19 protein-coding genes and 1 pseudogene are annotated in these 23,763 nt (G+C 73.9%); 16 read left to right on the plus strand and 4 right to left on the minus strand.

All coding sequences use genetic code 11. The features are described from left to right. Positions 1-103: 103 nt before the first annotated feature. The 6 genes from B0I32_RS61380 to B0I32_RS11160 are packed head-to-tail and all read left to right on the plus strand — an operon-like array spanning position 104 to position 6,176. The gene (locus tag B0I32_RS61380; RefSeq protein ID WP_106237486.1) at positions 104-1,255 is read left to right on the plus strand and encodes an SCO3242 family prenyltransferase; all 1,152 of its coding nucleotides are present in this window, start codon (positions 104-106) and stop codon (positions 1,253-1,255) included. Then, on the plus strand, positions 1,252-2,133 hold the full coding sequence (locus B0I32_RS11140) for a sugar phosphate isomerase/epimerase family protein (protein ID WP_245955756.1): 882 nt from the start codon (positions 1,252-1,254) through the stop codon (positions 2,131-2,133). The genes B0I32_RS61380 and B0I32_RS11140 overlap by 4 nt, the downstream gene beginning before the upstream one ends. After that, a complete protein-coding gene (locus tag B0I32_RS11145; protein WP_245955757.1) occupies positions 2,130-2,807 on the plus strand; it encodes an EboA domain-containing protein in 678 nt (225 codons plus the stop codon). Before B0I32_RS11140 ends, B0I32_RS11145 begins: the two co-directional genes overlap by 4 nt. Then, complete coding sequence (locus B0I32_RS11150) at positions 2,807-3,673, plus strand: TatD family hydrolase (RefSeq protein ID WP_106237492.1); 867 nt, start codon at positions 2,807-2,809, stop codon at positions 3,671-3,673. Before B0I32_RS11145 ends, B0I32_RS11150 begins: the two co-directional genes overlap by 1 nt. Beyond that, positions 3,673-4,800, plus strand: coding sequence for a metabolite traffic protein EboE (eboE, locus tag B0I32_RS11155; RefSeq protein ID WP_106237494.1), 1,128 nt, complete (start codon positions 3,673-3,675; stop codon positions 4,798-4,800). The genes B0I32_RS11150 and eboE overlap by 1 nt, the downstream gene beginning before the upstream one ends. After that, positions 4,797-6,176 (plus strand): alkaline phosphatase family protein, encoded by a 1,380-nt coding sequence (locus B0I32_RS11160; RefSeq protein WP_106237496.1) that lies wholly within the window; start codon positions 4,797-4,799, stop codon positions 6,174-6,176. Before eboE ends, B0I32_RS11160 begins: the two co-directional genes overlap by 4 nt. Here the strand turns inward: B0I32_RS11160 and B0I32_RS11165 are convergent. Further along, positions 6,171-8,213 carry a serine/threonine protein kinase gene (locus B0I32_RS11165; protein WP_181307263.1) on the minus strand — a complete coding sequence of 681 codons (2,043 nt, stop codon included), beginning with the start codon at positions 8,211-8,213 and terminating at the stop codon, positions 6,171-6,173. The genes B0I32_RS11160 and B0I32_RS11165 overlap by 6 nt on opposite strands. Before the next feature lie 220 nt (positions 8,214-8,433). On the opposite strand from B0I32_RS11165, the gene B0I32_RS11170 reads away from it, so the two are divergent. After that, positions 8,434-10,485 carry a SpoIIE family protein phosphatase gene (locus B0I32_RS11170; protein WP_106237501.1) on the plus strand — a complete coding sequence of 684 codons (2,052 nt, stop codon included), beginning with the start codon at positions 8,434-8,436 and terminating at the stop codon, positions 10,483-10,485. A 5-nt stretch (positions 10,486-10,490) separates the two neighbouring features. On the opposite strand, the gene B0I32_RS11175 is transcribed toward B0I32_RS11170, so the two are convergent. Then, positions 10,491-11,156, minus strand: a complete 666-nt coding sequence (locus tag B0I32_RS11175; RefSeq protein WP_106238222.1) for a response regulator — start codon at positions 11,154-11,156, stop codon at positions 10,491-10,493. Further along, positions 11,153-12,418 carry a sensor histidine kinase gene (locus B0I32_RS11180; protein WP_245955758.1) on the minus strand — a complete coding sequence of 422 codons (1,266 nt, stop codon included), beginning with the start codon at positions 12,416-12,418 and terminating at the stop codon, positions 11,153-11,155. The genes B0I32_RS11175 and B0I32_RS11180 overlap by 4 nt, the downstream gene beginning before the upstream one ends. Before the next feature lie 215 nt (positions 12,419-12,633). Here B0I32_RS11180 and B0I32_RS11185 point away from each other — a divergent pair, with 215 nt between their 5' ends. The 7 genes and pseudogenes from B0I32_RS11185 (at position 12,634) to B0I32_RS60895 (ending at position 18,931) form a co-directional block, all read left to right on the plus strand. After that, positions 12,634-13,119, plus strand: coding sequence for a hypothetical protein (locus tag B0I32_RS11185; protein WP_106237505.1), 486 nt, complete (start codon positions 12,634-12,636; stop codon positions 13,117-13,119). Between the two features lie 13 nt (positions 13,120-13,132). After that, positions 13,133-14,113 (plus strand): annotated as a pseudogene (locus B0I32_RS62060) (DUF2804 domain-containing protein). 36 nt (positions 14,114-14,149) lie between these two features. After that, complete coding sequence (locus B0I32_RS11195) at positions 14,150-14,725, plus strand: GNAT family N-acetyltransferase (RefSeq protein ID WP_106237507.1); 576 nt, start codon at positions 14,150-14,152, stop codon at positions 14,723-14,725. A 176-nt stretch (positions 14,726-14,901) separates the two neighbouring features. Next, entirely contained in the window at positions 14,902-15,222 is a 321-nt protein-coding gene (locus B0I32_RS11200) for a hypothetical protein (RefSeq protein WP_106237509.1), read from the plus strand. Positions 15,223-15,398: 176 nt separating this feature from the next. Beyond that, positions 15,399-15,614, plus strand: coding sequence for a hypothetical protein (locus B0I32_RS11205; RefSeq protein ID WP_106237512.1), 216 nt, complete (start codon positions 15,399-15,401; stop codon positions 15,612-15,614). Between the two features lie 106 nt (positions 15,615-15,720). Continuing rightward, the gene (locus tag B0I32_RS11210) at positions 15,721-17,379 is read left to right on the plus strand and encodes an AMP-binding protein (RefSeq protein ID WP_106238225.1); all 1,659 of its coding nucleotides are present in this window, start codon (positions 15,721-15,723) and stop codon (positions 17,377-17,379) included. A 316-nt stretch (positions 17,380-17,695) separates the two neighbouring features. Then, positions 17,696-18,931, plus strand: coding sequence for a substrate-binding domain-containing protein (locus B0I32_RS60895; protein ID WP_106237514.1), 1,236 nt, complete (start codon positions 17,696-17,698; stop codon positions 18,929-18,931). A gap of 164 nt (positions 18,932-19,095) precedes the next feature. On the opposite strand, the gene B0I32_RS11220 is transcribed toward B0I32_RS60895, so the two are convergent. Beyond that, complete coding sequence (locus B0I32_RS11220) at positions 19,096-21,069, minus strand: DUF2264 domain-containing protein (protein ID WP_106237516.1); 1,974 nt, start codon at positions 21,067-21,069, stop codon at positions 19,096-19,098. A 341-nt stretch (positions 21,070-21,410) separates the two neighbouring features. Here B0I32_RS11220 and B0I32_RS11225 point away from each other — a divergent pair, with 341 nt between their 5' ends. Next, positions 21,411-22,421, plus strand: coding sequence for a hydroxyacid dehydrogenase (locus B0I32_RS11225; protein WP_245955759.1), 1,011 nt, complete (start codon positions 21,411-21,413; stop codon positions 22,419-22,421). A 36-nt stretch (positions 22,422-22,457) separates the two neighbouring features. Then, on the plus strand, positions 22,458-23,753 hold the full coding sequence (locus tag B0I32_RS11230) for an ABC transporter substrate-binding protein (RefSeq protein WP_106237519.1): 1,296 nt from the start codon (positions 22,458-22,460) through the stop codon (positions 23,751-23,753). Positions 23,754-23,763 lie beyond the last annotated feature (10 nt).

Here is a 23,763-nt window from a genome sequence, read left to right on the forward strand (position 1 = left end):
GGCGGGGGCCGGGTTGGCCAGAGGTCGGCCGGGGGTTGGTGGCTGTGTCCGTGACGGGAGCACGAGCCGGGGGATGACCGGCCGGCGGTGAAGGAGGGTGACCATGGCGGGGCTGCGGGACCTGCTGGAACTCGTTCGGGCGCCGGCCGCGCTGTCGGTTCCCGGCGACGTGCTCGCCGGCGCCGCCGCCGGGCGGGCGCTCGGTGGCCGGACGGCCGGGCTGGCCTGCTCCTCGGTCTGCCTGTACTGGGCCGGCATGGCCGCCAACGACTGGGCCGACCGCCACCTCGACGCCGTCGAACGGCCGGAGCGCCCCATCCCCTCGGGGCGGGTCGCGCCGGGCACGGCTCTGGGGGTGGCCACCGGGCTCACCGTCGCGGGGCTCGCCCTCGCGGGTCTCACCGGGGGCCGCCGGGCCCTGGCCGTGGCCGTACCCCTGGCGGGCGCCGTCTGGGCGTACGACCTCGCCGCCAAGAACACCCGTGCGGGACCGGCCGCGATGGCGCTCTGCCGGGGCCTGGACGTGCTGCTGGGCGCCGCCCCCGGCCGCGCGCCCGCCGCCGCGCTGCCCGCCGCACTCTCCGTCGCCGCCCACACCTACCTGCTCACCGCCCTGTCCCGTGGCGAGACCGCCGGCACCACCCGCCGCACCCCCGCCACCACCCTGACGGCCACCCTCGCCCTGACCGCCACCGTCGCGGGCCGCCCGACGAACTCCGCCGTCGCCGGCCGTCCTCCGAGCGTTGCGGTCGCAGGCCGCCCCACGCCCGTGGCGGTCGGGGGCCGCGCGGCGAACTCCGTCGTCGGCCGGCTTACGAGCACCGCGGTCGCCGGCCGCCCCGCACCCGCGGGCGTCGCGGGTGACGCCGCAACCGCCGCCCTCCCGCACGCTTCAGAGGCCGCCGTGCCCTGTGGCCCTGAGCCCGTCATCCCGTACGGGCCCGGACCCGCCGGGATGCCCGGCCCCGCCTCGAACGCCGACCTCGTCCGGCGGGCCCTGGGCGAGTCCTTTCCCGCCGTCGTCCGGGCCGGGCTGGCGCTCTGGTACGCGGGGCAGTTCGGGTCGGCGCAGACCCGTGCCGTCGCCGAGCCCACGGCCGCCCGCGTCAGGGACGCCGTCACGGCCGGGATCGTCGGCCTGCCCGCCCTCCAGGGCGCGCTGGCCGCACAGGCCGGCGCGCCGCGCCTCGGTCTCGCCATCGCCGCGGCGGTCCCCGTGGCCCGCCGCCTGGCCAGAAAGCTGTCCCCGACATGATGCGATTCGGTTACGGCACCAACGGCTTCGCCAACCACCGCCTCAACGACGCCCTCGACGTCATCGCCGGCCTCGGCTACACCGGGGTGGCCCTCACCCTCGATCACCACCACCTCGACCCCTACGCCCCCGGCCTGGCCGGCCGGGTGGCCGCGGCCGCCGACCGCCTGCGCACGCTCGGGCTGGCCGTCGTCGTCGAGACCGGCGCCCGCTACCTGCTCGACCCCCGCCGCAAGCACGCCCCGACGCTGCTCGACGACGACCACGACAGGCGGGTGGACTTCCTGTGCCGCGCCGCCCGCATCGGCGCCGACCTGGGGGCGGAGGCGGTGTCGTTCTGGTCGGGGGTACGCCCGCCGCACGTGCCGCCGCACCGGGCCTGGGACCGGCTCGTACGCGGCTGCGCCCGGCTGCTGGAGTCCGCGCACGGCGTGCCGCTGGGCTTCGAGCCCGAGCCCGGGATGCTGGTCGAGACGATCGGCGGCTGGCACGCGCTGCGCCGGGCGCTCGGCGAGCCGGACGGGTTCGGGCTCACCCTGGACATCGGCCACTGCCGCTGCAACGAGCCCGACCCGGTGCCCGCCTGCGTCGAGGCCGTCGCGCCGTACCTGGTGAACGTGCAGATCGACGACATGCGCAGGGGGACGCACGAGCACCTGGAGTTCGGCGAGGGCGAGATCGACTTCCCGCCGGTCCTGGGCGCGCTGGCCGGCTGCGGCTACCGCGGCCTGGTCGCCGTCGAGCTGCCACGCCACTCCCACGCGGCCCCCGTCGTGGCCGCCCGCTCCCTGTCCTTCCTCCGCCAAGCCGAAGCAGCGTCCGTACGCCGCGCCGGGCAGGCGGCGTCCCTGCCCGCGCCCGAAGGAGCCCGCCCGTGAACCGGCCCGTCGAGCCGTCCGTGAAGCCGCCGATGCGATCGTCCGGGACGCCGCCCGTACAGGCGTCCGATGAATCCATCGAGCGGTTGCGGGACGCGTTCCAGGGCGCGCCGCAGGAAGCCTGGCTGGACGGTGCGGTCGAGGCCGTCGCTGGCCGGCCCGGCAGCATCGCGCGTTCGTTCGCCGCCGCAGGACGGCGGGCCGGGCGGGCGCCGCTGGCCGGCGTGCCCGGGTGGAGCGCCGACGAGGCCGCCCGCGCGTTGCTGCTGGCCGCGCTCCCGCACGACCGTCTCACCCCCGAGACGCTCGACCTCTATCGGTACGGCGACGCCGACGAGAAGCGGGCCGTGCTGAAGGCGCTGCCCCTGCTGCCGATCGGCACGGCCGCCGTCCCCCTCCTGCTGGACGCCCTGCGCACGAACGACGCCCGCCTGCTCGCCGCCGCCCTCGGCCCCTACGCCCGCCACCTCGACCAGGCGGCCTGGCGGCAGGCGGTGCTCAAGTGCGTGTTCACCGGCGTCCCGCTGAACGCCGTGGACCGGCTGGACGAGCGGGCCGACGCGGAGCTGGCCGCGATGCTGGCCGCCTTCGCCGAGGAACGCGAGGCCGCCGGCCGCCCCATGCCCCAGGACGCCGAGGCCCTGCTCCGCCGGCTCACCAGCGAGGAGACCTGATGCGCATCTTCGACCCGCACATCCACATGACGTCGCGCACCACCGACGACTACGCGCGCATGGCCGCCGCCGGGGTGCTGGCCGTGGTGGAGCCGTCCTTCTGGCTCGGCCAGCCCAGGACGAACCCGGGCTCGTTCACCGACTACTTCGACTCGCTGCTCGGCTGGGAGCCGTACCGGGCGGCGCAGTTCGGCGTCGTGCACCACGCCACGATCGCGCTCAACCCGAAGGAGGCCGGCGACCCCCGCTGCGTCCCCGTGCTGGATCTGCTGCCCCGCTACCTGGACAAGGACCGCGTGGTCGCGGTCGGCGAGATCGGCTACGACTCCATGACCCCCGAGGAGGACGACGCCTTCGAACGCCAGCTCGCCCTGGCCGTCGAGCACGACCTGCCGGCGCTCGTGCACACCCCGCACCGCGACAAGGCCCGCGGCACCCGGCGCACGCTGGAGCTGGTGGCCGCCTCCGGCATCGACCCAGGACGGGTGGCGGTCGACCACCTCAACGAGGTCACCGTCGGGCTCGTCAGCGGCACCGGCTGCTGGATGGGCTTCTCGATCTACCCCGAGACGAAGATGTCGCCGCCGCGCATGGTGGAGATCCTGCGCCGGCACGGCACCGAACGCGTGCTGGTCAACTCGGCCGCCGACTGGGGCGTCTCCGACCCGCTGCTGACGCTGGAGACCGCGAACGCGATGCTGGCGGCCGGGTTCGACGAGGACGACGTGGACCGGGTGATGTGGCGCAACCCCGTCGAGTTCTACGCCCAGTCGGGCCGGCTCGACCTGACCGGGCTCACCGCCGCGGAGCCGTCGTTCGCCGAGCCCACGTTCGCGGGCAGCTCGATCAAGCGCGGCGGCGAGTGATGCGCCTGCGCCACCCCTCGGGGACGCCGCTGCACCTCGGCTACTGCACCAACGTGCACCCCGCCGAGGACTTCGACGGCATCATCGCCCAGCTGGACGCCTACGCCGTCCCGATCAGGGCCGCGCTCGGCTCCGGCGTGCTGGGCCTCGGCCTGTGGCTGGCCGCGCCGGTCGCCGCCGAGCTGGCCGCGGACCCCGTGCGGCTACGGAAGCTCCGCCGCGAGCTCGACGTCCGCGGCATGGAGGTCGTGACGCTGAACGGCTTCCCGTACCGCTCCTTCCACGACCCCGTCGTCAAGCAGGCCGTCTACCACCCCGACTGGACCACCCCCGACCGGCTCGCCTACACCCTCGACCTGGCCCGCGTGCTGGCCGGTCTGCTGCCCGGCGACGCCGCCCGCGGCTCGGTCTCCACCCTGCCGCTCGCCTGGCGCGAGCCGTGGAACACCGCCATGGCGGACGCGGCCGCCCGCCACCTGGACGAGCTGGCCGCCGGCCTGGCCGCGATCGAGTCCGCCACCGGCAGGACCGTACGCGTCGGCTTCGAGCCCGAGCCCGGCTGTGTCGTCGAGACCACCGCCCAGGCCGTCACCCACCTGGCGGGCGCCGACACGGAACGGCTCGGCCTCTGCCTCGACCTGGCCCACCTGGCCTGCGCCTGGGAGCAGCCGTCCGCCGCGCTCAAGGCGCTGCGCGCGGCCGGCCTGCCCATCGTCAAGGTGCAGCTCTCCGCCGCCCTGGAGAGCGCCGACCCGGCGGCCCTGCGCGAGTACGCCGAGCCGCGCTTCCTGCACCAGACCCGCACCCCGGCCGGGGACGCGGCCGACGACCTCGACGAGGCCCTGGACCGCGGCCTGCCCGCGCCGTGGCGGGTCCACTACCACGTGCCGCTGCACGCCGACCCCGCCCCGCCGCTGACCACCACCATCCCCGTGCTGCGCGAGGCGCTCGGCGAGCTGGCCGGCGGGCCCGAGCCGCTGTGCGACCACTACGACGTCGAGACCTACACCTGGAGCGTGCTGCCGCCCGCGCTGCGCCCGGCGACCGCCGCCGGCCTCGCCGCCGGCCTCGCCGCCGAACTGGACTTCGCCCGTACCGAGCTGCGCGAGCTGGGAGTGACCGGATGACGAAGCTGCTGGTCCTGGACGTGGTCGGGCTCACCCCTCGGCTGATGGCCCACATGCCCCACCTGCGCGCCGTCGCCGGCCGGGGCTTCCAGGCGGAGCTCGGCACCGTCCTGCCCGCCGTCACCTGCTCGGTCCAGTCCACGTTCCTCACCGGGCTGCCCCCGTCCGGTCACGGGATCGTCGGCAACGGCTGGTACTTCCGCGACCTCGGCGAGGTGCTGCTCTGGCGCCAGCACAACGCCCTGGTCGGCGGCGAGAAGCTGTGGCAGGCCGCCGGGCCCGGGTACACGGTCGCCAACGTGTGCTGGTGGTACGCCATGGGCGCCGACGTCGGCTGGACCGTCACCCCGAGGCCCATCTACCGCGCCGACGGCCGCAAGGACCCCGACTGCTACACCGACCCGCCCGAGCTGCACGACGAGCTCACCGCCGAGCTCGGCACGTTCCCGCTGTTCAGCTACTGGGGGCCGGGCGCCGGGCTGCCCTCCTCGCGGTGGATCGCCGACGCCGCCCGGCACATCATGACCACCCGCGACCCCGACCTCACCCTCGCCTACCTGCCGCACCTCGACTACGACCTGCAGCGCTACGGCCCCGGCGACCCGCGCTGCGCCGCCGCGGCCGCCGAGCTGGACGGCGTGCTGGCGCCGCTGCTGGACGCCGCGGGGGAGCGGACCGTGGTGGTGCTGTCGGAGTACGGCATCACCGACGTCTCCCGTCCCGTCGACGTCAACCGCGCCCTGCGCGCCGAGGGCCTGCTGCGCGTGCACACCCAGGACGGCATGGAGTACCTCGACCCGTGGACGTCGCGGGCGTTCGCCGTCGCCGACCACCAGATCGCGCACGTCTACGTCCGCGACCCCGCCGACGTGCCGGCCGTCGCCAAGCTGTGCGGCTCGATCGGCGGCGTCGCCACCGTGCTCGACGCCGGCGGCAAGGCCGCGCACGACCTGGACCATCCGCGCTCCGGCGAGCTGGTCCTGCTCGCCGAGCGGGACGCCTGGTTCACCTACTACTACTGGCTGGACGACGCCCGCGCCCCCGACTTCGCCCGCCTGGTCGAGATCCACCGCAAACCGGGCTACGACCCCGCCGAGCTGTTCTTCGACCCGGCCGCCCCGGCGGCGGCCAAACGGCGCGCGGGCGTCGCGTTGCTGCGCAAGAAGCTCGGCCTGCGCTACCTGATGAACGTCGTCGGTCTCGACGCCGGCGCCGCGGCCGTGCGCGGCTCCCACGGGCTGTTGCCCGCCGACGCCGCCGACGCGCCCGTCCTGCTCTGCTCCGATCCGGCCGAGGCGCGGGAACGGTACGAGGCCACGCAGGTCAAGGACCTGCTGCTGCGGCTGGGCGGCCGGGCGGCTGAACGGGCGTCATGAACCGGCGGGCCTGACGGTGAACAGCGGGGTGACGTCGAGCTTCTCCGGCACCTGGAGCAGCGTACGGACCAGCTTGCCGTCGAAGTCCACCACCCGCACCTCGTCGAACGAGGCGTTGTCGTCCTGCTCCCAGCAGAACAGATGCGACTCGTCGTACCAGCCGAGCACCTTGTCGCAGTCGGAGGTGAACGCGCGCACCTGCTCGCCGGTACGGGTGTCCCACAGGCAGTGGTCGCCGCCGTCGCTCTCGGGACAGTCGGTGACGAACCTGGCGCCGGACGGGGAGAACAGGTCCGTGGTGCCCGAGGCGGGCGAGCCGACCTCCGGCAGGTCGCGCACGCGCCTGCCGGAGGGGTCGAAGAGGCGCAGCCCGTCGTCGTCGCCGTACTCGATGACCACGCCCGTGCCGGTGGCGTCCCAGCCGAAGTCGGAGGCGCGGATCGACTCGTCGGCCACCTCGACCACGTCCGCCTTCGCCTTCGCCACGTCCACCACGACGAAACCGAGGGAGATCCACTCGTCCTTGCCGTCGTCGCCCTCGACCTTCTTGTCGACGTTGAGCAGCAGCCGCGAGCTGTCCGCCGACCAGGAGCGGATGGTGCTGATCAGCGGCTTGCGCACGGTCATGACCCGGAAGCTCGACCCCATCGTCCTGTCGTTGAACAGCACCGAGTCGTAACCCCGCGAGGTGTAGTCCTTCTGCCGCCCCGCCAGATAGCGGCCGTCGGGGGAGACCAGCGACTCCCAGTTGTCCGCGTACCTGTCGAAGGAGGCGCCGCGCAGCGACCGCCTGGCGTAGTCGACGTCGTCGTCGGCCTTCTTGTCGAAGACCTCGTACGCGGTCAGCGCGATCGGGTCCGACGGGTGCTCGTACAAAGTGATCGCGCCACCCGGCAGCGTGGTCTTCACCGGCGTCCCGGCCGCCGGCGACCGGGTGACCTGGGGCGTCGCCGCAGCTGGGCGGGTGGCCGCGACCTGCTTCGCGCCCCGGCCCGCCCACGGCGGCGCGACCGCGGCCCACACCCCCAGCGCCACCAGGACCGCCGTGACGCCCGCGGCGACCGGCCACGCCCGCGATCTCCACCACCCCCGCTCGGAGCCGCCCGCCGCCGGCTCCCCGCGCTCCGGGCCGGGGTCGCCTCCAGCGGCAGGCCCCGGGCTGCCCGGCTGCTGTTCGGGGCCGGACGGCGCGGCCAGCATCGCGCCCGACGCGAGCAAGCCGGAGTCGGCCACCGGACGCCCCAGCAGCCCCTTGATCACCTGCTCGGCCGTCGGCCGCTCGGCCGGGTTCTTCGACAGGCAGCGCAGCGCCACCTCGCGCAGCGGCCCCGACAGCCGCCCCAGGTCGGGCGGGGCGGACAGCACCTGGCTGATCACCTGCTCCATGGCGTGGTTGCCGAAGGGCCCCCGCCCGCAGGAGGCGTAGACCATCGTGCCGGCCCACGAGAACATGTCCGCCGCCGGCCCGGTCACGTCACCGGCGATCTGCTCGGGCGACATGTACGCCGGCGTGCCCATGGGCGTGGCGCTGATCGTCGAGGTGGCGGCGACCGCGCGGGCGATGCCGAAGTCGATCACGCGCGGCCCGTCCGGGCCGAGGATGACGTTGGCCGGCTTGAAGTCGCGGTGCACGATGCCGGCCCGGTGGATCGCCGCCAGGGCGGTCGCGGTGCCGATGGCCAGCCGGTCGAGCGCCGCGCCCGAGCGCGGCCCCTCCCGCAGCACCATCTGCTGCAGCGAGGGACCGGCGACGTACTCGCTCACGATGTACGGCCGCCCCTGCTCGACCCCCGTGTCCAGCACGGCCGCGGTGCAGAACGGCGCCACCCGCCTGGCCACCTCCGCCTCCCGCAGGAACCGCGCCACGCTGACCGAGTCGTCCGACTGCTCGCCGCGCAGCCACTTGACCGCCACGCGCGTGTCGCCCGCCACGGCCAGGTACACCACGCCCTGCCCGCCCTCGCCGAGCCGGCCGAGGAGCTCCCGGCCTCCGAGGCGTGGCGGGTCACCGGTGACGAGCGGAGAGTGAGGGGTCATGGGGACGATTCTGGCGTCGGGAAGGGGGCTCGCCAAACTCGCCGGCAGGTTTTCCATTCCGTCTCCCTCGCAGCGCCTCGGTCCCGCCCGTCCCTCCGGCGGCACCGTACCGGCCGGGTTCCGGGACCGGTCCCGGCCGTGGGAGCGGTCCTGACGTGTTGTCTTCCTCCCGCACGCGGGTAGGCCCACCTTGGGGAAGTGGCCCTCGGGGGAGGTCACGATGGGAGATGCCCGCGACTGCGGGGGCAGCGGCCTGGCGTTCGAAGTGCTCGACCCGGCGCCGGTCGGCGTGGCGGTGACACGCGGCCCCGCCCACCGGCTCGTCTACATGAACGCGACCTACCGGGCCCAGTACGGCGACCCGCCGCTCGGCGCCACGCTCGCGGAGGCCTTCCCCGGCGCCGCCCAGACCCGCTTCGACCACGTCCTCGCCACCGGCGAGCAGATGGTCCTGACCGCCGCGCCCTCCAGCATGGCGCCCGCGGACCGGGACGGCGAGGAGCGGTTCTTCACCTCCAGCCTGTCGCGCATCTCCTTCGGGCCCGGCGACCACGGCGTGCTCGTGGTCGCCATGGAGGTCACCGAGCAGATCGCCACCTCCCGGCAGATCCAGGCCATCGCCGACGAACGCAGCCGGATCCTGCGGCGCTACCAGAGCCTCATGCGGATCAGCGCCCAGATCATCTGGGTGACCGGCCCCGAGGGCGACGTGATCGAGGCGAGCCCCAGCTGGGAGCGGGTGACCGGGCAGCCGTGGGAGGAGTTCCGCGGCCAAGGCTGGCTGGCCATGATCCATCCCGCCGACCGCGCCGCCACGCTCGACTCGTGGTGGCGCGCCGTCGACTCCGTGGCGGACGTGTGGGAGCACTCCTACCTGCTGCGCATGGCCGACGGCGGCTACCGGCACTTCCAGGTGCGCGCCGTGCCGATCCGCGAGAACGGCGAAGTGGTGGAGTGGGTGGGCGCCTGCAGCGACGTCGAGGACGCGTGGCGGGAGGGACGCCGCCAGCGGCTGCTCGACCGGGCCGCCGCGGCGACGGCCGACCTGACGAGCCTGGAGGACATGCTCGGCGCGCTGACCGGCGTGATCGTGCCCGCCCTGGCCGACGGCTGCGGCGTGCACCTCGTCACCGACCTCACCGGCAACGTGCGCGGCGGCACTCCCTTCGTCGCCGAACGGATCGCGAGCGCGGCACGCGACGGCCTCAACGCGCTGCCCACCTACAGCGAGGAGTACCTGGGCTCCACCAACGCCTTCGTCACGGCCGTACGACGGCGGCGGCCGATACTGAAGCGGTTCCCGCCCGGGCAGCCGCCGCCCGACCTCGCCCCCTCGGGAACGCAGGCGTGGCTGGCCGCCAACGGCGTCAACAGCCTGCTCATCCTGCCCGTCGTCGTCGACGGCGCGGTCCCGGCCGTGGTCACCGCCGTGGCCTGCGGCGACCGCTCACCCATCAGCCAGGCCGACATCGCGCTGCTCAGCCAGATGTTCGACCACGCGCACGACGCGCTGAGCAGCGCCATCCGCTTCCAGCGGGCCCAGCAGATCGCGCTGGCCCTGCAGCACAGCCTGCTCGCCGAGCCGCCCCTCCTGCCCGACCTGCGCATCGCGGCCCGTTACCGGGCCAGCCCGGCCGCCGCCGAGGTGGGCGGCGACTGGTACGACTCCTTCGTCCTGCCCGACGGCGCCACCATGATCGCCATCGGCGACGTCGCCGGCCACGACCTCGCCGCCGCCGTCGTCATGAGCCAGCTGCGCAACATGCTGCGCGCGCTCGCCATGGACCGCCGCGAGCCGCCGGGCGAGATCCTCACCCGGCTCAACATCGCGATGGAGTCCCTGGCCGACGGCATCACCGCCACCTGCGCGCTGGCCCGCGTCGAGCCGTGCCACGGCGGCTACCGCCTCAACTACGCCATCGCCGGCCACCTGCCGCCGCTGCTGGTCACCCCCGACGGCACGGGCTGCTTCCTGCTGGGCGCGGCCAGCCCGCTGCTCGGCTTCCGCCACGACCAGACGTGCGCCTCCGCCCTGCGGCCGCTGCCGCCGCGCAGCACGCTGCTCCTCTACACCGACGGCCTGGTCGAACATCCCGGCGAACACCTCGACGTAGGGCTGGAACGGCTGCGTCAGCTGGCGGAGACCCTGGCCCGCGAGCCCGTGGAGAAGTTCTGCGACAAGCTGCTCAGCGGGCTGCCCACCACGGGCCTGGACGACATCGCCGTGATCGCGCTGCGGCTGCCCACCCACATCCCGCCCGCGAACGGATAGACGCGTCAGTTCCCGGCGCCGGGGACGACGAGGCCGGCCTCGTAGGCGTACACGACGAGCTGGGCCCGGTCACGTGCCCCCAGCTTGGTCATCGCGCGGCTGACGTGGGTCTTGGCGGTCAGATGGCTGATCGTCAGGTGGCGCGCGATCTCCTCGTTCGACAGGCCCGTGGCCACCAGCACCAGCACCTCCAGTTCCCTGGCGGTCAGCGCGGACAGCGAGGGCGGCGCGGACGGGCGCGGCGGGGTGGCGACGAACTGCTCGATGAGGCCGCGCGTCACGGCCGGGGCGAGCAGCGCGTCTCCGCGCGCCGCCACGTGGACGGCCCGCAGCAGCTCGACCGGCTCGATGTCCTTGACCAGGAAACCGGCGGCGCCGGCGCGCAGGGCGGCGAAGACGTACTCGTCGAGCGCGTAGTTGGTGAGGATCACCACGTGCACGCCGGTCAGGGCGGGGTCGGCGGCGATGCGGCGGGTGGCCTCGATGCCGTCCATCAGCGGCATCCTGACGTCGATCAGCGCGACATCGGGCCGCAGCTCCCCGGCCAGCTCCAGCGCCCGCGCCCCGTCCCCGGCCTCGCCTGCCACGGTGATGCCGGGGTCGGATTCGAGCAGCGCCCGGAATCCGCCCCTGATCAGCGGCTGATCGTCCGCCAGCAACACCCGGATCACCACGCCCCCGCCCCGCCCCCACGCCCTTCAGCGCCCGGCCTCGCCCCGGTCGCATGCCCTTCAGCGTCCGGTCCCGTCGTGTCCGGGCCCGTCACGCCCGGTCCCGTCGCGTCCGTCAGGGGGAGCACGGCCTCCACCAGGAAGCCGCCGCCGTCGCGGGGGCCGGCTGTCAGGCGGCCGCCGGCCGCGACCGCGCGTTCCCGCATGCCGATCAGCCCCATCCCGCCGCCCGTCGCCTGACCGCCCGCCGTGCCGTCGTCCTCGACACGCAGCGTCAGCGTGTCGCGGTCGTAGCGGCACAGCACGCCGACCCCGGCCGCGCCCGCGTGCCGCAGCACGTTGGTCAGCGCCTCCTGCGCGATCCGGTACGCGGCCCGCCCCACCTCGGCCGGCACCGGCCGGACCCGCCCGCGCACCTCGTACGACACCCGCAGCCCGGCCGCGCCCGCCCGGTCGGCCAGCCGCGGCAGCCGGTCGAGGCCCGGCTCACCTTCGTCGCCGCCGGCCTGCCGCAGCACCCCGAGGGTCGCGCGCAGCTCCCGCATCGCCTCCTGCCCCGCCTCCTTGATCGCGGCGAGCGCCGGCACCACCCGCGCCGGATCCCTGTCGGCCAGATGCGCGGCCACGCCGGCCTGCACGTTGATGACCGAGATGGTGTGCGTGAGCGTGTCGTGCAGCTCCTGGGCGATCCAGAGCCGCTCCTCGCCGGCCCGGCGCAGCGCGGCCTCCTCGCGGGTCCGTTCCGCCTCGGCCGCCCGCAGCTCCGCCTCGCGCAGGTACCTGCGATGGGCGGCCACCGTCTCCCGCAGATACGCGCGATGCGTGGCGACCATGTGCCCGATCACCAGCACGGCGATCAGGAACCCGGCCTGCCACAGCACGCCGTCGTGCACCGCGAAGTCCCCGCGCGCCCCGGCGACGGTCAGGTAGAACGCCGCCACGTACCCGGCGGCCAGGGCCACCGCCGCCACCCGCCGCCCGAGACTCATCACCGTGTAGACCGCGAGCAGCACGGGCGCCGCCGCGAAGATCCCCGGATACATCAGCGCGTAGTAGGCCGCGCACGCCCCCGCCGCCGCCAGCGCCACCGGCACAGGACGCGCCCGCCGCCGGGCCAGCGGCGCGCAGGCGGCCACCAGCAGCGCGCCCCCCAGCAGGTCGAGCGGGCGCCGCCCGGCCGCGTCGGCGGTCACCAGGCTGCCCGCGACGACCCCCGAGGCCAGCGCGACCGCCACGACGGCGTCCACCTTCCCTCTGCCCACGGACCTCACGCTAGCCACCCCCCGCCACCTGGGCCAACCCGCCGGAGGAGATCGGGCGTACTTCCTCCGCGGTACGCGGCACCCGCGCGGGCGCCGGCTGCTGCCGCGGCGGTACCCGGGATCGCCATCGCCGGCCGGACGATTCCGCCGGCCGCGACGCTCAGCATGGACGCCGTACGACAACGACGCCGTACGACAACGAGGAAGGCACCCCATTGACCAGGCCCCCGCGCGTCCCGACCGTCTGGACGCGCCGACTGCAGCTCACCACCGCCGCCGCGTCGGCGGTGTTCACGCTCGGCACGGCCGCGCAGAACTTCGTCGTCATCGACCTCGGCATGATCGAGCACAGCATGCGGCTGGCCGGTCTCGCCCCGGCTCAGGCGGCGGCCCAGGCGCCCGGCCTGCTGCTGTTCCTGCGGGCGGTGGGCGTCCTGTTCATCGCGGGCAACGCGATCGGCCTGCTCGCGCCGCGCGGCCGGGCGTGGGTGTTCTGGATGGTCCTCGCGGTCAACGTCGGGCAGGCGTCGGGACCGTTCGGCATGATCCCCGCGGAGGTCTACCGTGCCTCGATCGACCTGTACGGCCCGGCCGGCCTGCTGCCCACCGCGATCACCGACGGCGGCGCCGTTCTCCTGGCCCTGGCCCTGCTGGCGAGCCTGATCCGCTACCGCGCCCCCTGGGCCAGGGCCACCGTTTAGTACCTTTCATCCCATGCCGACCCATGAGCGGGAGATCACCGAACCCGTCGACCTCTGCCTGCCCGGCGGCCGGCTCAACCCGGAGGCCGTCGGATGGACCCGGCGCCCGCTGCACCGCGCCAACCTGCGCGGCTGGGGCCGGGCCAAGCGCTGGGAATACTGGGGCGTCGTCACCCCGTCCCACGTCATCGCGCTGGTGGCGTCCTCGCTCGACTACGCCGGCGTGCACGGCGTCTACGTCCTCGACCGGGCGACCGGCGCCGAGGTGAGCCACGACGCCGTGGTGCCGCTGGCCCGCGGCGCCGCCTTCCCCGAGCGCAGCGGCCGGGGCACGGCCAGGGTCGAGGGCGGCGGCGTGCGCATCGTCATCGAGCAGACGGCCGGCGGGACGTCGCTGCGCGCGCACGCGCCACGGGTGACGGCGGAGCTGCAGGTGCCGCTGCCGGACGGGCACGAGTCGCTCGGCGTGGTGATCCCGTGAGGGCCGCGCCGCTTCCAGTACACGGTCAAGGACGTCGGCCGCCCCGTGCGCGGGCGGCTCGTGCTGGACGGGCGGGAGCACGAGGTCGGCGAGGGGGCGTTCGCCGTGCTCGACCACGGGCGGGGCAAGTGGCCGTACTCCGTATCCTGGAACTGGGCCGCCGGCAGCGCCCCCGGGCGGGCCGTGCAGCTCGGCGGCAAGTGGACCGACGGCACGGGGCTGACCGAGAACGCGCTCATCCTGGACGGCCGGCTGCACAAGATCGGTGCGCGGCTGGAGTGGGTCTACGACCGAAGCGACTGGATGCGCCCCTGGCGCGTCGAGGGGGACGGGGTCGAGGTCGAGTTCACCCCGTTCCACGAGAAGGTCTCGCGTACGGAGCTCGGCGTCGTCGGCTCGGAGACCCACCAGTGCTTCGGGCACTTCGGCGGCCGGGTGCGGGCCGATGACGGCGGCTGGGTCGGCCTCGACGGCCTGACCGGCTGGGCGGAGGAGGCCCGCAACCGCTGGTGACCACGGCCGCGAACCACAAGAGACGAGGAGTCATCCATGACGATCGCGCCGGAGATCGAGATCCGGCCGCTGCCGGAGGGCGCCGCCGCCGACGGCGGGCTCATGTCCGAGCTGGCCGGGCTGGTCAACGAGGTGTACGCGGACGCGGAGGCGGGGCTGTGGGCCGGCGGCGCCGCCCGTACGTCCGCGGCGGAGATCGCCGGGTACGTCGGCGCGGGCGAGATCGTCGTGGCGCTGGTGGACGGGCGGATCGCCGGCTGCGTCCGGGTACGGGAGCTCGACGCCGGCACCGGCGAGTTCGGCATGCTGGCCGCCTCACCCCGCCACCGGGGCATCGGCCTCGGCCGCGAGCTCGTCCGCTTCGCCGAGCGGCGCGGCAGGTCGCGCGGGCACGCCGAGATGCAGCTGGAGCTGCTGGTGCCGCGCGAGTGGCGGCACCCGTCGAAGGAGTTCCTGGCCGGCTGGTACGGCCGCATCGGCTACCGGCCGGTCGGCACCGGCGCGGTGGAGCGGGACTACCCGCACCTGTCACCCCACCTGGCCACCCCCTGCGACTTCGTCATCTACCGCAAGAACCTCGGACCGGCCCTGGAACCCGCCGACCGCACCTGAGACCCGGACACCGCACACCCATCCGGCCGCGACCGGCGGACGCCGCAGGCCCATCCGGCCCGTCCGGCGGGCGGCGAATGCCCGCAAGACGCCCTCCTCACGCCCTGTCTCCAGGCCGCGCACAGCGATGAGCATGAAGTGTGCAAGCCGATCCGTAAGAAGACAGAGGAGGCACGATGCGCAGATTCTCATGGGTCCTGGCCGCGGCGGCGGGCGGCGCGATAGCCCTCGCCGGGGTCGCCACGCCCGCGAACGCCGAAGTGTGGGCCTGCAGCAGCTTCGTCAACACGACGACGAACGTGGCGGGGGCGGTGTGCAACGGCGGATTCGGCACGTACCGGGTGGCCGCCACGTGCAACTCGGCTCACTACCCCTACACGAGGACGGTCGTCGGCCCGTGGAAGACCAAGACCTCCGGCCATCCGGGACCGTACTCCCTCGTCTCCGGCGAGCCGCAGGGCTGCCACGTCGTCAAGGCCTGGTGGCAGGTCCGCTGAACCGGTGACGCCACCCCGGCGGGGACGGCGCCGGACCGGACGCCGCCGTCCTCGACCGGCCGCTGCCGGTTCGGCGCGATGCAACCGGTTTCGGCGGGCTCTTCCTGGAAAGACGCATGGCCGTCGACTCACCTTGAGAAGCCGCCCCCGGCTTCGCCGCACGCCTTGGAGACGCCATGCTTACGCCCGCCGCGCCCGTCCCCGCCGAGCCGCTCCCCGTTCCCCCGGCGCAGGTGACCCCGGTGGGAGCCGGGATCGGCCGGCTGCGGAAGCTGTGCTCCGGCGATCCGTACGACCTGTCCGGTGACGCCCATCTCTGGAGTGAGTTCGGCGAGGACGAACGCGGCACCCACTACCGATGCGACATCTGCGGCGTGACCGACGTGAGCTGACCCCGGGAGGCATGCCGGCCCCTTTCGCGGGTGCGTACCGAGCTTTTCCCAGGTCGCCCCTCCACGGGGGTGGCGCGACGGCCGATCCTGTCGGATGCTGCCAATCATGGCTGACTCACTGCTCTCCTACGCCTCCGGCGTCTCCGCCGCTCCGCTGCTGGGCGAGACGATCGGGGAGAACCTGGAGCGCTCCGCGGCCCGGTACGCCGGCCGCGAGGCGCTGGTCGAGGTGGCCACCGGCCGGCGGTGGACGTACGCGGAGTTCGACGCCGCCGTCGACGAGGTCGCGCTCGGGCTGCTGGCCCGCGGGATCGCCAAGGGCGACCGGGTCGGCATCTGGGCGCCGAACTGCGCCGAATGGGTGCTCACGCAGTACGCCACCGCCAAGATCGGCGCCATCCTGGTCAACGTCAACCCCGCCTACCGCGGCCACGAGCTGGACTACGTGGTCCGCCAGTCCGGCATGCGCCTGCTGGTCAGCGCCGTCGAGCACAAGACCAGCGACTACCGGGCGATGCTGGCCGAGATCGGCTTCGAACCGGTGATCTTCATCGGCGAGCCGGGCTGGGACGAGCTCGTCCGGCAGGGCCGCGCCGCCGACCCCGCCGCGCTGCGCGAGCGCGCCGCCACGCTGGCCTTCGACGACCCGATCAACATCCAGTACACCTCGGGCACCACCGGCTTCCCCAAGGGCGCCACACTGTCGCACCACAACATCCTCAACAACGGCTACTTCGTCGGCGAGGGCGTCGGCTACACCGAGAACGACCGCGTCTGCCTGCCCGTGCCGCTCTACCACTGCTTCGGCATGGTCATGGGCAACCTCGGCGCCACCTCCCACGGCGCCTGCGTCGTGCTGCCCGCGCCCGGCTTCGACCCCGAGGCCACGCTGCGCGCCGTCGAGACCGAGCGGTGCACCTCCCTGTACGGCGTGCCGACCATGTTCATCGCCGAACTCGGCCATCCGCGCTTCGCCGAGTTCGACCTGACGTCGCTGCGCACCGGCATCATGGCCGGCTCGCCCTGCCCCGTCGAGGTGATGAAGCGGGTGGCCGGCGAGATGCACATGAGCGAGGTGGCGATCTGCTACGGCATGACCGAGACCTCCCCGGTGTCCACGATGACCCGCCGGGACGACGGCCTGGCCCGGCGCACCGAGACCGTCGGCCGGGTGATGCCGCACCTGGAGGTGAAGATCGTCCATCCGGACACCGGCCTGGAGACCCGCCGCGGCGAGCCGGGCGAGCTGTGCACCCGCGGCTACTCGGTGATGCTCGGCTACTGGGACGAACCGGCCAAGACCGCCGAGGCGATCGACGCGGCCCGCTGGATGCACACCGGCGACCTGGCCACCATGGACGCCGACGGCTACGTCAACATCGTCGGCCGGATCAAGGACATGGTCATCCGGGGCGGCGAGAACGTCTACCCGCGCGAGATCGAGGAGTACCTCTACACCCACCCCGACATCGCCGACGTCCAGGTGATCGGCGTCCCCGACGCGAAGTACGGCGAGGAGCTGATGGCCTGGATCGTCATGCGCCCGGACGCGGAGCCGCTCACCGCCGAGTCGGTCCGGGCGTTCTGCGCCGGCCGCCTGGCCCACTTCAAGATCCCCCGGTACGTGCACCTCGTCGACAGCTTCCCGATGACGGTCACCGGCAAGATCCGCAAGGTCGAGATGCGCGCGGAGGCCGTCGGCCTGCTCGGCCTGGAGGACGCCGCACCCGGAGCCGGCGGCGCGTCGCGGCCCGACGGCGCCTAGCGGTCCGTTCGCCCCGGCCCGACGGCGCGTAGCGGTCCGTTCGTCCCGGCCCGGCAGCGCCTGGGTCGTCTCAGATCTCACAGGCGACCCGCCCGCTGACGACCCCGGCACGGGGCGCCCGTCGGCGGGCGGGCCGCGCGCGTCCAGGATGTGTGATCATTGCATCACGTGTGTGCCGGAATTTTTCACCTTCGATCACTTTCGATCGGTACTATGGGCCGTCGCGAGGAGGAGTATGACCAACGTTGCCATCGGCGCGTCACCTGCCGGAGACAGCACTGGGCCCGTTCGAGACGATCAAGGCGGAGGCGTGCCCATGGCCGGCCCGGAGACCCAGGGACAGTTGCCCGATGAGCGGCGCTCACGGCTGGTCGAGCTGCTGCGGCGGCGCGGGCTCATGCGGGTGCACGATCTGGCCTCAGAGCTGGCGGTCTCCGCGATCACCATCCGGCGCGACATCACGCTGCTGGCCGAGGAGGGAGCCGTACGCCGGGTCCGCGGCGGCGCCGCCCCGGCCGAACGTCCCCTTATGGAGCGGCACCAGGACCCGGTGGGGGCCGGCGGTTTCGGCGGGGCGGGCGCGTTCACGGGAACGGGCGGCTTCGCCGGCCCGGACGCAGGCGGGCAGGCGGGCGGTTTCGGGCAGGCGGGCGGGGCGCGGGCCGGCGGGTTCGCCCGCGACGTCGCCGCCGAGACGGGGGACGCGCCTGAGCTGACCGTGGGCATGGTCGTGCCCTCGCTCGACTACTACTATCCCGACGTCATCCGCGGCGTGCGCGAGGCGGCCGCGGCGGCCGGGGTCCGGGTCGTGCTGCGCGGGGCCACGTACCAGGTGGCCGACGAACGGCGGCAGCTGTCCTCGCTGGTGGAGTCCGTGGGGGTGGACGGGCTGCTGGTCGCGCCCACGACGGAGAGCGACGAGGGCGAGGAACTGGTCCGCTGGCTGCAGGCGGCCGGCGTGCCGGTGGTGCTGATCGAACGGGCCGCGACCGTGGGCCCGTACCGGGAGGCGATGGAGTCGGTCGTCAGCGACCACGCCCTGGGCGCGGCGATGGCCGTACGGCACCTGGCGGTGCTGGGGCACCGGCGGGTGGGCATCATGACCACGATCACCAGCCCGACGGCGCCGCACGTGCGGGCCGGCTGGCGGCTGGCCTGCGAGGAGCTGGGGCTGGAGACCGGGGCGACCCCCGACGCGCGCACGGTCGACCGGCGCGACCCCGGCTGGGGGCGGGCGCTGGACGAGGTGCTCGACGCCTGCGTGGCCACGGACACGCGCGCCCTGCTCGTGCACTCGGACCCGGAGGCGATCTCGCTGGTCGAACGCTGCCAGGACCGCGGCATCCGGGTGCCCGCCGACCTGGCCGTGGTCACCTACGACGACGAGGTGGCCGAGCTGTGCGACCCGCCGCTGACCGCGATCCGCCCGCCCAAGGCCGACATCGGACGGGCCGCGTTCACGCTGCTCCTCGAACGGCTCCGCGACCCGCGGCGGCCCGCCCACCGCGTGGTGGTGGGACCGCAGCTGATCGTGCGCGGCTCCTCCGCCTGACCGCCACGTGACGACCTGACCGCCACGTGACGACCTGACCGCCACGTGACGACCTGACCGCCACGTGACGACCTGACCGTCACGTGACGGCGCCGCCTCACCGGACCCCCGATACCGGTGAGGCGGCGCCGGTCACGCCCGGCGGGTGGCTCAGTGGGGAGCGCTCAGCGGAGCAGACGCGAGACGTCGAAGTCGTCCACGGCACCGTCCGGCCAGACGACCCGGACGCCCGATGGCGCCCACGTGACGGCGGGCCGTTCGGCCGGTTCCCCGGCGCCGAGGTGGAGCACCGCCTCGTGCCAGACCTCCGCACGCGCGGGGCCGCTGGTCGCGCGCCACGGCACCACCGTCCACGGCGCCAGCGGCGAGGCGTCGTCGGCCGAGGTCACCCCGCCGACGTCCAGAGACGCGCCGCCGAACACGCACGACCACACCCGCTCGTTGACCACCACGGCAGTTTCACCTGCGACCGGGTCGGCGCCCGCACGGGCCGCCGTACCCGCATGCGGTATGTCCGAAGGGAGGGGCCAGCCGCCGACGCGTAGCCGGCCTCCCGCCTCCTCGACCTGATCGTCCGGCGCGCCCACCCGCACCAGACGCACCTCCCACGGCCCGCGTACCAGGGAGAGCACGTGCAGCCACGGCCCGAGCCGGACCCGCCCCGAGCGGCCGGAGCCGTGGTCGGGGCCGCAGGAGTCGGGCTTGACCCAGTGCGCCCGCCAGCGCGACGCCCCCGCCGCCGTCCCCGTCGGGAGCGATTGCGCGAGCAGGGTGTCGAAGCCGGTCCGGTGACTGGGCTCGCCGCCGGCGTCGAGCAGCGTCACCGACTGGTCCAGCGGCTGCCCGGCGTACGGCCCCGCGAGCACGGGGGAGGTGGCGGTGGAGTACCCCAGCCGCGCGTACAGCGGCGAGTCGGCCAGGTCGGACCCCGGATGAGAGTGGTCGGTGCCGTGGTTGACCACGCGCACCACCCCGTCCGCCCGCGTGCCGCTGACCAGCCACCCCGGCGACGGCACGACGACCTGGTAGTCGTCCCGCTCCACCGGCAGCGGCTCCTCGACCGCCGTCCACACCGGATGCCCGGCCGGCAGGGTCAGCCCGAAGAGCCCCTTGGCCGCCCAGTACGGAGATCCGGGCCCGGAGTAGGACTGCGCGATCGGCCGCCACGGCCCGTGCCAGCCCAGCGACAGCAGCCCTTTGCCGTCGGGGGCCCCGCGGTCGGCGAAGTGCCGGGCGATGCCGGAGGCGGCGCGGCGCAGCAGCCCTGGTGACGGCGTGTCCAGGTCGTAACGGGCCCCCAGCCAGAACGGCACGGCGGCGGCGAACCGGTAGGTCAGGCTGCGGCCCTGCAGCAGCGGCGAGCCGTCGGCGCCCACCAGGCGGACCGCGTCGTGCAGGTAGCGTTCCAGCCGCCGCAGGTAGACCGGCCGCCGCTCGTCGGCCGCGGGCTCACCGGCGGCCATCTCGGTCCAGAGCAGCGGGTAGAACTGCAGCGCCCATCCGGCGTAGTGGTCGTAGGAGCGCTCGGCCCCGTCGGCGTACCAGCCGTTCTCCCTGGCGAAACCGTCGGTCAGCGCCAGCCCGGCCTCGATGTCGCCCGGCTCGTACGGCCCCCCGACCGAGGCCAGGAACTGCTCCACCACGATCTGGAACCAGACCCAGTTGATCGGCGGATACTCGCCGCCCACCGCCGGCGCCAGGTAGGCGATGACGCGTTCCCTCACGCCGTCGTCGAGCCGGTCCCACAGCCACGGCCTGGTCAGGTGCAGCACCAGGGCGATCGAGGCGGCCTCCACCTTGGCCTGGCCGTGCTCGTCCAGCCGGACCCAGCGCTCGGGCGAGGCGGGGTCGGTGCCCGTCGCCAGCCCCTCGGCGTACCACTCCATGAGGCCGAGCGGGTCGTCGCCGCCCTCGCCGGCCACCCGGAACCCGGCCGCGAGGAACGTCCTGGCGAAGCCCTCGAGCCCGTCCACGTCGGCGCCGTAGCCCCCGGCCCGGCCGGGGAAGGAGACACGCGCGTGGCCCGGCGACGCGAAGGGGCGGGCCGACAGCAGCAGCCGCTCGGCCAGCTCCGCCCAATGAGCCCGGGTCCACCCGGTGTACGGCGACAGTGCCGGATCGTCGGGTACGCGCGGCATCCACAGATCCCTTCAGCCTTGCATGTTTACGTAACCACGGCTTCACGGGATGGTTACAGCGCCACGGGAGCACGTCAAGCGGTCACCGGACCGGCGGCGCCTTTCGTTGACCAGTTGTGATCTAAGGCGAGCAATGCTGATCAAAGCGATCCGATTGCCTCTTGACGGACGGCGAGCGGCCACGCTTAACTCCGGTGCAATGCCATCCGATCACAGATGAGCGAAAGTGATCGTGCGCCGTCCGAAACGCCGGCCGGACACACCGTCATCAGCCCCCGCACCCCGAGGAGAGCCAGCTTGAACACCAGATCACGAGTCGCGAGCCGACCGGGAGCGCTCCGGTGAGCGAGGCTCCCCGGGCCCTGCTGGTCATGGACCAGGCCACGCTCGACGTGCAGTTCGGGCAGCGGCAGTTGCGCCGCCTGCGCGAGCTCACCGAACTCGCCGACCCGATCTGGACCCCCGAGCTGGACACCCCCTCCGCGCGGCGGCGGCTGCGCGAGAGCGAGGTGCTGGTCACGTCGTGGGGCTGCCCGCCCCTGACCGCCGAACGGCTGGCCGACGCGCCCCGGCTGCGCGCCGTCTTCCACTGCGCCGGCACCGTGCGCCCGTTCGTCACCGACGAGGTCTGGCGCAGGGGCATCGTGGTGACCAGCGCCGCCGACGCCAACGCCATCCCGGTCGCCGAGTTCACCCTCGCCGCGATCATCTTCGCCGGCAAGAAGGCGCCCTTCCTGGCCCAGGACGCCCGCACCCACCGCGACGACTGGTCCTACGTGACCCGGCGCGGCGAGCTGTCCAACCGGGGCCGCACGGTCGGCGTCGTCGGCTTCTCCCGGGTCGGCCGCCGGGTCGTGGAGCGGCTGCGCGACCTGGAGATGGACGTGCTGGTCTCCGACCCGTACGCCGCCGCGGCGGAGGTGAGCGCGGCGGGCGGCCGCCTGGTCCCGCTGGCGGAGCTGCTGCGCGGCTGCGACGTGCTCACCCTGCACGTCCCCTCGCTGCCCGAGACCCGCCACCTCATCGGCGCGGCCGAGCTGGCCCTGCTGCGCGACGGCACCACCGTCATCAACACCGCCCGCGGCGCCGTCCTGGACACCGCCGCGATCGAGCGCGAGTGCGCCTCCGGCCGCCTCGACGCCATCCTCGACGTCACCGACCCCGAGCCCCTCCCGGCCGGCTCGGTGCTGTACGAGCTGCCCAACGTCATGATCACCCCCCACATCGCCGGCTCGCTCGGCAGCGAGACCTGGCGGATGAGCGACAGCGCCCTCGACGAACTGGAACGCCACCTGTCCGGCCGGCCCCTCCTCACGGCCGTCACCCCGGACGAGTTCACCGTCAGCGCCTGACCCAACCCCCTGTGACGGAGAAGGAGACCGGATCCCATGATCACGTCAGTGAAGCCCCGGGCACGGCGGCAGGTGGTGAAGGGCCTGAGCATCGTGGCCGCGCTCACGCTCACCCTGGCCGCCTGCGGCTCCGGCGACCCCGAGCCCGCCGACCCCAACGGCAAGATCACCCTGAGCGTCACCGTCTGGAACCTGGCCAAGACGCCCGAGTTCAAGGCGCTCTTCGACGCCTTCCAGCAGGCCAACCCGAACATCACCGTCAAGCCGGTGGACATCCTCGCCGACGACTACCCCGAGAAGGTCACCACGATGCTGGCGGGCGGTGACAAGACCGACGTGATCACGATGAAGAACGTCACCGACTACTCCCGCTACTCCAGCCGGGGCCAGCTGGCCGACCTCACCGACCTGGCCAAGTCTCCCGGCAACGCCAAACTCGCCGGGCTCGACGCCTTCAACGTCGGCAACGCCTACTACGCCCTGCCGTACCGGCAGGACTTCTGGCTGCTCTACTACAACAAGACGCTGCTCGACAAGGCGGGCGTCGAGCTGCCCGACCCGCTGACCTGGGACGAGTACGCCAAACTGGCCAAGCGGCTCACCCAGGGCGAGGGCGGCGATAAGGTGTACGGCGCCTACCACCACACCTGGCGCTCGGTCGTGCAGGCCATCGCCGCCGCGCAGACCGGCGGCGACCAGCTCGGCGGCGACTACACCTTCTTCACCGACCAGTACAACATCGCCAAGGGCCTCCAGGACGCCGGCGCCGTCCTCGACTTCGGCACCGCCAAGTCCCAGCAGGCCGACTACCGCACCCAGTTCGAGAGCGGCAAGACCGCGCTGATGCCGATGGGCACCTGGTACATCTCCGGCATCCTGGAGGCCAAGGCCAAGGGCGCCAGCGACGTCGACTGGGGGCTCGCCCCCATGCCGCAGGTCGCCGGCGCGACCGGCACGACGACGTTCGGCTCGCCGACCGCGTTCGCCGTCAACAAGCGCGCCGAGCACGCCGACGCGGCCAAGAAGTTCGTCGAGTTCGCCGCCGGCCAGGCGGGCGCGGAGGCGATCACCAAGGTCGGCGTGGTGCCGGCGCTGCAGAGCCCCGAGATCACCGCGGCGTACTTCGGGCTCAAGGGCATGCCGGCCGACGAGCGCTCCAAGAAGGCGTTCGAGCCCGACAAGGTGACGCTGGAGATGCCGGTCAGCGAGAACACCTCCGACATCGACACCATACTGAACGAGGAACACGAACTGATCATGGTGGGCGACAAGTCCGTCGCCGACGGCATCCGCTCGATGAACGAGCGGGTGAAGAACGAGGTACTCAACTAGCCCGGCAGCG

This window comes from Nonomuraea fuscirosea (genome assembly GCF_003001935.1).
GTDB lineage: Bacteria > Actinomycetota > Actinomycetes > Streptosporangiales > Streptosporangiaceae > Nonomuraea > Nonomuraea fuscirosea.